Here is a 303-nt window from a genome sequence, read left to right as displayed (position 1 = left end):
CCCACTCCCGATTCGCCGTCAACACCGCCACCGAACCCGACGACCAATCCACATGCGACGTCAACACATCCGCATGCAACGTCCGCGGCAACACCCCATGCCACATCGCCAACACCATCTTGATCACGCCACCCACACCCGCAGCAGCCTGAGCATGACCAATATTCGACTTCAACGACCCCAACCACAGCGGGTCCCCACCACCACGCCCCCGCCCATACGTGGCAAGCAACGCCTGCGCCTCGATCGGATCACCCAACCGAGTCCCCGTCCCATGCGCCTCCACCACATCCACATCACCCG

The 303-nt window shown here is 63.4% G+C and carries 1 pseudogene; it reads right to left on the bottom strand.

What is annotated here, in order from left to right:
• Positions 1–303, bottom strand: a pseudogene (locus NQO67_RS43590) (polyketide synthase); the annotation flags it as partial.

Source organism: Streptomyces odontomachi (assembly GCF_024435355.1).
GTDB classification, from domain to species: domain Bacteria; phylum Actinomycetota; class Actinomycetes; order Streptomycetales; family Streptomycetaceae; genus Streptomyces; species Streptomyces odontomachi.
This window is presented reverse-complemented; position numbering and strand designations above follow the sequence as displayed.